Source organism: Acinetobacter sp. SwsAc5 (assembly GCF_013391485.1).
Lineage (GTDB): Bacteria > Pseudomonadota > Gammaproteobacteria > Pseudomonadales > Moraxellaceae > Acinetobacter > Acinetobacter towneri.
The window spans coordinates 1-8,544 of the sequence record NZ_JACAXD010000044.1 but is presented as its reverse complement, the minus strand read 5'-3'; the positions used below and the strand labels follow the sequence as shown (position 1 = coordinate 8,544).

The following is an 8,544-nucleotide window of genomic DNA, read 5'->3' as shown; positions in this document are numbered from 1 at the left end:
GTATTTGGATTGTCACTGCTTGCTCCAAAGTTAACATGTTGAGCAGTCCAAAATGACCGCTATATTAACCAAGGGGGTCAGTTTTTAAATGCCATTAGGGGGTCATTTTTACACTGCCGCTAACAATATGACTCAATGGGCGTTTTTCATCAGGTTTTGGCTTGTAGCCTTTAATCTTCCTAAACTCAATCTTGCCTTTCTTCAATCGCTGAAAGAAATTGTTATAAGCGGTATGCAGATGAAGTAATCCACTAAGAAGTGATTGACTGTTTACTTCATTCAACCATTCAAATTCAGGTTGCTTCTTCATTGCAACCAATTGGTCTTGAATATCCTTTTTTGATAATAATTTTTGAGTTTCTGAATGGGCTTTGGTTTGAAGAGCTAAAGCCCAATTGAAAATAAAGCGAGTGCATCCGAAGTGCTTTTCAAACTGCACTTTCTGTTGAGAATTTGGATAGATGCGATATTTATACGCTTTCAAAAAAGGTTGTTTCATGGTTATAATTTAACAAATTAATTGCTTAGTGTAAATATAATGAAATCACATTATCACTGTGTTTATAAGCTCACATATCATTTAGTGTTAGTAACAAAATATCGCAAGAAATGCCTTTCAAATGAAATGCTCAATCGGCTTGAAGAAATCATAAAAAAGAACTGTACCGATTGGGAAATTGACTTGATCGAGTTCAATGGTGAAGCCGATCATGTCCATATATTGTTAGATATGCACCCGAATATCATGCCAAGCAAATTCATTAACAATCTAAAAACAGTGTCAAGCCGACTGATACGCAAAGAATTTGAGGAAGAACTAAAACCGTATTATTGGAAGCCTGTACTTTGGACGAGAGCATACTGTCTACTCACAACAGGCGGGGCTACAATTGATGTAATTCGGGAATACATCCAAAACCAAGAAAGACCTGAATGAAATAGCGTGCTATCCATCTCCATCTAAATCACAGATTATAGATGGAGAATTCCGCACATTAGTTAAAAGGATCGCGCACTTCAGGTTCAGGTGCATCTGGCTGAGCAGGTGCTGTACCACTTTGTGATTTTTGTACATCAACGACATTACCCTCCTGATCACGGCGGGTAATTGTAGTGCTGGTGGTACTATTTTGCGGTGCAACTGCCTGCGTAGTCGGTGCAGTCGTTGTGGTTGCAGGTGGACGTGCCAAAGCACTTTCATCTATTTTAGGCACAACTGCAGGACGTAAGTTTACCGCATATAACTTAGTACTCTGCCCCATTTCATCCGCCCCTAAGTCATTGACATAAGGACGATAGTCAGCAAATTGCACCACAACAGGCTGAATCGTTTCAGGAAATTTGAATGGCAGTGCGGTCAAGGTCTGTGCAGCGTCACGTTTATTGCCAAAACTGCCATATAACATCACATATTGTTCTGCCTGCCCCTCACCGCTTAAACGAATATAAAACAGCTTGCTACGATCTGTTTGCTTTTTAATAAAACTTTTAATGATATTTTCATCATTAACTCGAAACAGTTCAATCGTGCTGTTATTTTTTTGTTCCTGAATAAATTTAGTACCGCGAAACTCAGCCTCATGCAAACCAGAAGCCGTTAAACGCGTGGTGAGTTCCAAAGGGCGGACTTCTTCTTGCAAGCCACCCAAATAGGTGGTTGCAGCAACCTTTTCGGGTTGAATTTGTAATTCAATTTCAGACTCTGGTTGTTTTTCAATTTCAACCAGTTCTTCACGGTCAGTCACCGCCCAAAAAATCAGTGCCGCCAATAAACACAGCACCGCGCCCAGCAACCAAATTGACTGTTGAATTTTTTGCCAGTGTGTACGCAGTGCTGTCATATGCTGCCTTTTATGCTTGATTGGCTAAAATCGCCTGTTTCATCAATTCTAAGTCAAACTCTTTGGTGATGATGGCTTGACCCAATTGCTTCATGAGCACCAAACGTAATTGACCATTCAGCACTTTTTTATCGTGTGCCATATAAGCCAAAAACTGATCCAGTGGAATTTGCGGACATACTATCGGTAAATTGGCGCGAGAAATGATATTTTTTGTACGCTCTACATCTTCGGCAGAAATCCAGCCCATACGCTGTGATAAATCGGCTGCCATTACCATCCCTGTCGCAACAGCTTCACCGTGTAACCATTCACCATAACCCAAATAAGATTCAATTGCGTGCCCAAAAGTATGCCCAAGATTCAATAAAGCGCGTTCACCTTGCTCTTTTTCATCATTGGCAACAATACGCGCTTTATGTGCACATGAACGATATACCGCTTCTGCCAGTACAGCAGGATCACGCGCCACTAATGCTTCCATGTGCGTTTCAAGCCATTCTAGAAACTCGACATCACCCAAAAGCGCATATTTAATGACTTCGGCTAGGCCTGCAGACAACTCACGCTCAGGTAAAGTATTCAGTTGCGACATATCGGCCAGCACCACTTGGGGCTGCTGAAATGCACCAATCATGTTTTTACCCAGTGGATGATTAATCCCTGTTTTGCCACCGACACTGGAATCAACTTGTGACAGTAAAGTAGTTGGTACTTGAACGAAGTACACCCCACGCTGAAAGCTTGCCGAAGCAAAACCTGCCATATCTCCAATCACGCCACCGCCCAAAGCCAGCACCGTACAATCACGGTTAAAACCAGCTTCCAGCAAGGCATCAAAAATAAGGGTGAGATGCTGAATATCTTTGTATTTTTCTCCATCAGGCAAAATACAGGTTGCCACTTTCTTGCCCAGTGCTTCAACAGCCGTCACATAATGACTTAAATACAAAGGTGCAACCGTGGTATTGGTCACAATCATGACTTGCTGACCTTTAATATAAGGTGCAAGTAATTCTTGGGGCTGAAGATCACTGCCAATAAAAATTGGGTAACGGCGATCGCCAAGTTCAACGTGTAAAGTCTGCATGAAAAAGTCGCTTTCTACCTAAGATATTTGCTATGAAACAATCGTATTTAAGATTTTTTGCGCCAAATCACGCGCAGCACCCTGATTAGTTTCGATAATATAATGTGCCACCTCACGATACAACGGATCACGCACTGCAAGCAAATCACGTAATCTTTGTTCGGGGTTTTCGACTTGAAGTAAAGGACGGTTTTTATCGCGATAGGTTCGCTGAAGTTGAATTTCGACAGGGGTATATAGATAAACAACAATACCACGTTGTTTTAAGAAGTCTCGATTCGGGGCTTGAGTCACCGCACCACCACCTGTAGCAAGTACAAGTTTATGCCGTGTGGTTAACTCATCAATGACCGCTGTTTCACGACAACGAAACCCTTGTTCGCCTTCTTTTTCAAAGATCCAAGGAATCGTAGCGCCAGTTTTGCGTTCAATTTCATGATCACTGTCTAGAAATTCACGCCCTAACAATTCCGCCAAATGGCGTCCTACAGTGGTCTTGCCTGCCCCCATCGGCCCTACCAAATAGATATTTGGTAGGGTGTCAAACTCTTTGCTTAGCAAGGAGTCACCTATAAATTTTGTTTAAATTGAAAATATATTAATGATTTCTTGAAACACTGTCATTAACAATTCGTGGTGTAACAAAAATCAGCAACTCACGTTTGTTGTCCGACTTGATATCTTTACGGAATAAACGTCCGATATAAGGAATATCGCCCAAGAATGGAACCTTGGTTTGTGCATTGGCAGTTTGTTGCTCAAAAATCCCCCCCAAGACCACAGTTTCACCATTATCTACCAAGACATTAGTGTTCACGAAGTTTTTATTAATCGCAATATTACCATCTGGAGTAACTTGACCAGGTGAATCACTATTTACATCCAAATTCATCTGAACTCTACCATCAGGAGTAATACTCGGGGTTACCTCTAAGCTCAATAATGCATCTTTAAATTCAGTCGTTGCCTGACCATTATCACCAGTCGATCGATATGGAATTTGTTGCCCTGATGCAACTTTAGCCTTTTGTTTATCTGCAGTCAGAACTTTTGGTGTTGAAATCACTTCACCATAGCCATCTGCTTGCAGAGCAGACAATTCCAAATCTAGCATAAAGTCAGACAAACTAATCAAACCAAATGCAATACGACTCGCACCTTCAGCAGTTACACCTAAATCGACATTCAAGTTTTGTGGACGCTCAATTTCATACTTCCAAGTTCCTACACCTGCTTCTTGCTTATATTCTGGTGTACGCAAATCCCAAAGAGTTGTATCACTTCCACCCACCAACAAGTGATTATTATTGGTAATCCCTTGTGACAAGATGCCCCACTTCACCCCCATTTCCTTGGTGAAATCTGTGGTTGCACGAACAATGCGCGCTTCAATCATCACTTGCTTCACAGACACATCCAGCAAATCAATCATTTGACGAATCTGATCAATTTTTGCTGAAGTATCGTTAATGATTAAGGTATTGGTCCGGGGGTCTACCGATACTGTTCCTCTTGGGCTAAGCAAACTACCAACACTATCACCAAGCGGATCTACTGTATTATTTGCATTATTGTTACTATTAGATGTATTACTACTATTTTTCGAGTTACGCCCTTCAGTAATCAACTTTTCAATATCTGCCGCTTTGGCATAGTTCAATTGAATATATTCAGTTTGTAGTGGCGCCAGTTTGACACTTTGTGCAATCGCTTTGGCTTCTTCTTCTTCGGCTTTAATCAATTCAGAAACAGGCGCAATCCAGATCACGTTGCCATTACGACGCTTATCTAAGTTTTTGGTTTTCAGGATAATGTCTAACGCCTGATCCCAAGGTACATCTTTTAAGCGTAAGGTAATGTTGCCTTGCACGGTGTCTGCTGCCACCATGTTAATGCCTGTAAAATCAGCCAATAACTGCAATACACGACGCACTTCGATGTCTTGGAAATCTAGTGAAATCTTTTTGCCTGTATAGCTTTGCGCTGCACGAAGTTTTAACGGGTTTTTATCAACCGGGCGTTTGAGGCTGATCGTTAGTTTGTCTTCTGCTTGATATGCCATATATTCATAGCTGCCTGCAGCCTGAATAGTAATCACGCCATTGCTGCCATCACTGTGTGCATCAATGGTCGAAACAGGTGTTGCAAAATCATTTACATTTAAACGGCGTGCCAAATGTGTTGGTACTTTATTGCCTAAAGTACGCACCACAATTTTGCTGCCTTGCTGCTGCACATCTACAGGCGTATTGCTACCGAGTAGATCAATCACCACCTGACCTTCGCCTTCACCGCCACGCTGGAAACCAATATTGGATACACCTTGCGCACTACGTTGGGCAGTCACGGCAGCCACAGGGGTTGCCGTTGTTGAGTTGATTTTTAAAATAAAGGTGTTGCCTTCAACACGCGTGGTAAATGCGCCCGCATCGGCCAAGTTCACAGTTAAACGTGAACGCTGTGCATCTGAGCTCACCTCTACAGAGCTGGCTTCTTTGGTTGCGACTGCAACGCTGTTTTGCTTCAGCGTTTGTTGCGCTTTATCAAAATCTAAAATCAAGCGGGAAGGTTGTTCCAGTTGATATGCTGCAGGTTGAGGCGGCAAACCATTAAACATGACACGAATTTCGGTGCCCTGTCCCGGAATTTGCATGGGTACGATGTTGGTAATGCTGACTTGGGCATTGGCAACTTGCATCACTGCCATTGCGACTGCGCCTATTGAAAACTGACGGAACAAATTGTTCATTGTATTACCATCCCCAAAAATAAAATCTTTCACACTGTTATTCATTTTTATTCCTTTAATTTATGGCGCAGGCCCAATTAAAACTAAACTTCTTGGACGTTCTACATAACCTTCACGACCATCTGGAATAATTTCGATTAAATCAATTTGTGTAGGTGTAATATTCACCACACGACCATGATTTACCCCCATATAGCTACCACGCTGGATACGCTCAATTTCACCATCAGGTGTTTGAATCAATGCCAAAATTTGACCATTTTGACGCATACTGCCTTTCATGGTCAGTGACTCAAGTGCGTAATTTTCCAGTGGTTGTAGCTGGCGAGCAAGGTTCGGATAAACGCGCTTCCCTGCCATAATTTTAAGCTCTGCCGCCAATGAACTTGGCATAAATGGGCTTTTGAGCTGGTGTGCTGCATAGTTAAAGGTTGGTGCAGGCTCAAACACAGGTGCAGGTTCAATGGGTAGTGGTGGCTGATTACGAATTTCAGCCATTTGTGCATTGACTGCATCAATCCGTGAATCACAACCAACCATTAATACAGTTGCCAACAGGGCTAACGAAAGCTTTTCAATTTTCATTTTTTACCCCTTTTCGCAGTATTATTTACTCTTTTATTACTCTTCTCGCTATTCGCAGCAGTATCGGTTGCACTGCTTTCCATTGTAGTTTGCGCATCTGCACTGCCTACATAACGATAAGTTTTTGCTTGCGCTTTATAGGTTACTTGCGGAATATCGGTTTTCTTGTCTTTATTTTCAGTCGCCACAATTTCAAAGTCGTGCATGGTCACAATACGTGGCAATGCTGCTGTACCGCTTACGAATGAACCAAAGGCATGATAATCGCCTGTCGCTTCAATTGAAATTGGCTGTTCAATAAAGAACTCTTGTTTAATTTCATTCTCTAAACGAATGTTTTTAAACTTCAAACCTGAATTCACGCCTGTGACGTTAATATCTTCAACTAAACCTGGAATTTCAGTTTCTTTTGGCAATTGTTCAAGTTGTTGGTTAAAGTTCGCTTCCATTTCTTGTAATTGCGCTTGGTATTGCTGCAAATTACGCAATTTAGAATCTTTTTCACGGAACTCATTTAACAAGTTTTGTTCTTGTGTATGTGCTGCTGCAATGGCATCTAACTTTGGCTTGATTACGACAAAGTAACCTAAAGCTAGAATCAGGAAAATAATAAAAATCCAGCAGGTAATTTTGACCGAAAGTGGCCAAGCACCATAATTGTTAGGATCTAGGGTATTGAACTGTTGAAAAAACTTTTCAACTGTCATTTTCTTTTTCGGAGCAACAGCAGCATCCTGATTTACTTCATCAAATTCATCGAGACTCATTGTGCTGCCCCCGCTGCTGATGTTGAATTAGATTCTGTTGGTGTTACTGGAATTGCAATTTCTTCTAAATCTGAAGTTACTACAAAAGTACCGTAACTTTCCTCTACACGAGGAACCACAGAGCTTGGTGCTTTATCTTTATTTTCTTCTTTGGCTAAGAATGAATTCATAAATGCATTGCGATACCACGGCGATGCTTCCAAATTACGCAAGAATTCAGCCACAGTATTTGGACTTTCAGCCTTGCCTTCAAAAGTGAATTTATTGCCTGTACGGCTCACTTTGGTTAAGTACATATTGCTTGGTGTCACACGCACCAATTCATCCACCAAACGCACGGCAATTGGACGCTGACTTTGTAAGCCCTGAATAAGCTTCATGCGCTCAACAATGGCATTACGCTGTTCTTGCAAGCCTTCTAAAGATTTTAATTGTACATCTAGGTTTTGGTTGGTACTGATCACCAATTGATTGGCTTGTTCTTGATCTTGTAACTTCGCGTTGTAGAAGAACCACGCCAAAGCCACCAATAACACCCCAACAGCAGCCGCTGCAATACAAAATACAATAAATTCTTTTTTACGTTTTTCTCTTAGCTCATCGCGCCAAGGGAGTAAGTTAATCTTTGCCATTAATCAAAACTCCTCATTGCTAAACCACATGCCACCATCAATGACGGTGCATCACTTTCAATTCTTTTAATGTCGATTTGTGGAGAGAAGCCCATTTGCAAGAATGGATTGGCAATGGTCACACGGTAGCCCAGTTTTTGCTGCAACAATTTCGCAAGACCTGGAATATTGGCATTCCCCCCTGCCAATAAAATGTGATCAATTTCGTTAAATTGTGAAGATGAGAAAAAGAACTGCAATGAACGTGCAGCTTGTTGCACCACCGCTTCTAAGAACGGTTCGAGCACTTCTACATCGTAGTCATCTGGCAAAGTACGGCTTTTTTTCGCACGCCCTGCTTCTTCATACGACAAACCATAACGGTTTTGAATTTCTTGTGTCAGCTGCTTACCGCCAAAGGTTTGCTCGCGGGTATAAATAATTTTGTTATTTTGCAGTACCGACAAGGTGGTCATGGTATGACCAATATCCAAAATACCAATGGTGTTCACACCCATTGGCAGGGTATCGGAGAACACTTTAAAGGCATTTTCGATGGCAAAACTTTCGACATCGGCAATTTTGGCTGTCAAGCCGCCCAACTCCAATGCTTCTACTCGTGCTTCTACGTTTTCTAAACGTGTTGCAACCAGTAACACATTGACTCGGTTTGGATTGGCTAAACGGTCTGGTTGGACTTCAAAGTCTAGGCTGACTTCATCTAATGGGAATGGAATATATTGCTCGGCGTCCATACGAATTTGAACTTCACACCACAAAGATTTGAAATGCAAAGCGCCCCTAATTGAGCCAAATTTAAGGCGTAACTTGGGTAACTGGTCGACCTAATTCCGTAAATCTGTTGAGGACTGCTACACGTGCATGAATCTCATTCACCTGA

General features: G+C 41.8%; 9 protein-coding genes and 1 pseudogene. 1 reads left to right on the top strand and 9 read right to left on the bottom strand.

Annotated elements, in window-relative coordinates; genetic code table 11:
• Positions 1-94 precede the first annotated feature (94 nt).
• Positions 95-499: a helix-turn-helix domain-containing protein gene (locus HYG89_RS15325; protein WP_256734032.1), complete on the bottom strand. Its 405-nt coding sequence runs from the start codon at positions 497-499 to the stop codon at positions 95-97.
• 39 nt (positions 500-538) lie between these two features.
• Between HYG89_RS15325 and tnpA the strand changes: the two genes are divergently transcribed.
• A complete protein-coding gene (gene tnpA, locus HYG89_RS15320; protein WP_178319366.1) occupies positions 539-937 on the top strand; it encodes an IS200/IS605 family transposase in 399 nt (132 codons plus the stop codon).
• Positions 938-995: 58 nt separating this feature from the next.
• Here the strand turns inward: tnpA and HYG89_RS15315 are convergent, their stop codons facing one another.
• The 8 genes and pseudogenes from HYG89_RS15315 to pilM form a co-directional block, all read right to left on the bottom strand.
• On the bottom strand, positions 996-1,841 hold the full coding sequence (locus HYG89_RS15315; RefSeq protein ID WP_178868295.1) for a hypothetical protein: 846 nt from the start codon (positions 1,839-1,841) through the stop codon (positions 996-998).
• 10 nt (positions 1,842-1,851) lie between these two features.
• Complete coding sequence (gene aroB, locus HYG89_RS15310) at positions 1,852-2,931, bottom strand: 3-dehydroquinate synthase (protein WP_178868293.1); 1,080 nt, start codon at positions 2,929-2,931, stop codon at positions 1,852-1,854.
• 30 nt (positions 2,932-2,961) lie between these two features.
• Positions 2,962-3,492: a shikimate kinase AroK gene (gene aroK / locus HYG89_RS15305; RefSeq protein ID WP_178868291.1), complete on the bottom strand. Its 531-nt coding sequence runs from the start codon at positions 3,490-3,492 to the stop codon at positions 2,962-2,964.
• Positions 3,493-3,529: 37 nt separating this feature from the next.
• The gene (locus HYG89_RS15300; protein ID WP_178868297.1) at positions 3,530-5,680 is read right to left on the bottom strand and encodes a type IV pilus secretin PilQ; all 2,151 of its coding nucleotides are present in this window, start codon (positions 5,678-5,680) and stop codon (positions 3,530-3,532) included.
• 60 nt (positions 5,681-5,740) lie between these two features.
• Positions 5,741-6,265, bottom strand: coding sequence for a pilus assembly protein PilP (locus HYG89_RS15295; protein WP_104852650.1), 525 nt, complete (start codon positions 6,263-6,265; stop codon positions 5,741-5,743).
• Positions 6,262-7,032, bottom strand: a complete 771-nt coding sequence (locus HYG89_RS15290) for a type 4a pilus biogenesis protein PilO (protein ID WP_131260644.1) — start codon at positions 7,030-7,032, stop codon at positions 6,262-6,264. Before HYG89_RS15290 ends, HYG89_RS15295 begins: the two co-directional genes overlap by 4 nt.
• The gene (locus HYG89_RS15285; RefSeq protein ID WP_004974461.1) at positions 7,029-7,664 is read right to left on the bottom strand and encodes a PilN domain-containing protein; all 636 of its coding nucleotides are present in this window, start codon (positions 7,662-7,664) and stop codon (positions 7,029-7,031) included. The genes HYG89_RS15290 and HYG89_RS15285 overlap by 4 nt, the downstream gene beginning before the upstream one ends.
• Positions 7,664-8,413, bottom strand: a pseudogene (gene pilM / locus HYG89_RS15280) (type IV pilus assembly protein PilM); the annotation flags it as partial. The pseudogene pilM and the gene HYG89_RS15285, both read right to left, overlap by 1 nt.
• Between the last annotated feature and the right edge of the window lie 131 nt (positions 8,414-8,544).

Coding starts and splice junctions, on each gene's coding strand:
- HYG89_RS15325 (WP_256734032.1), bottom strand. CDS start 499: ATGAAACAACCTTTTTTGAAAGCGTATAAATATCGCATCTATCCAAAT.
- tnpA (WP_178319366.1), top strand. CDS start 539: ATGAAATCACATTATCACTGTGTTTATAAGCTCACATATCATTTAGTG.
- HYG89_RS15315 (WP_178868295.1), bottom strand. CDS start 1,841: ATGACAGCACTGCGTACACACTGGCAAAAAATTCAACAGTCAATTTGG.
- aroB (WP_178868293.1), bottom strand. CDS start 2,931: ATGCAGACTTTACACGTTGAACTTGGCGATCGCCGTTACCCAATTTTT.
- HYG89_RS15300 (WP_178868297.1), bottom strand. CDS start 5,680: ATGAACAATTTGTTCCGTCAGTTTTCAATAGGCGCAGTCGCAATGGCA.
- HYG89_RS15295 (WP_104852650.1), bottom strand. CDS start 6,265: ATGAAAATTGAAAAGCTTTCGTTAGCCCTGTTGGCAACTGTATTAATG.
- HYG89_RS15290 (WP_131260644.1), bottom strand. CDS start 7,032: ATGAGTCTCGATGAATTTGATGAAGTAAATCAGGATGCTGCTGTTGCT.
- HYG89_RS15285 (WP_004974461.1), bottom strand. CDS start 7,664: ATGGCAAAGATTAACTTACTCCCTTGGCGCGATGAGCTAAGAGAAAAA.